Source organism: Stenotrophomonas sp. PS02289, from assembly GCF_029960115.1.
Lineage (GTDB): Bacteria > Pseudomonadota > Gammaproteobacteria > Xanthomonadales > Xanthomonadaceae > Stenotrophomonas.
The window spans coordinates 1-311 of the sequence record NZ_JASCOZ010000371.1 but is presented as its reverse complement, the minus strand read 5'-3'; the positions used below and the strand labels follow the sequence as shown (position 1 = coordinate 311).

Below are 311 nucleotides of genomic sequence, written 5' to 3'. Positions count from 1 at the left end.
GGCCGGTAGTGCGCTTGCTCCAGCGCGCCGTGCTTCTCGAAGTGGGCGAGGATGGCGCGGATGGCGGTGGGTTCCTCGATGCTGGCGACGATCCGTACCGCGCCGCCGCAGTGGGCGCAGGTGGTGATGTCGATGGAAAAGACCCGCTTGAGCCGTTGCGCCCAGCTCATCGCACGGCGCTTCTGCTCGGGGCTGCGCGGCTCGTCGTGGGCGCTTGCGTCAACCGGCGCCGCATCGCCCGCAGGCCGCTTGCCGCGCCCCGAGGGCGTCAGCTGCGCACGCAGGTTTGCATTCGGGGCGAATACGCCGTG

1 pseudogene is annotated in these 311 nt (G+C 70.7%); it reads right to left on the bottom strand.

Annotated elements, in window-relative coordinates:
• Nucleotides 1–311: pseudogene (locus tag QMX83_RS21635) on the bottom strand (IS91 family transposase); the annotation flags it as partial.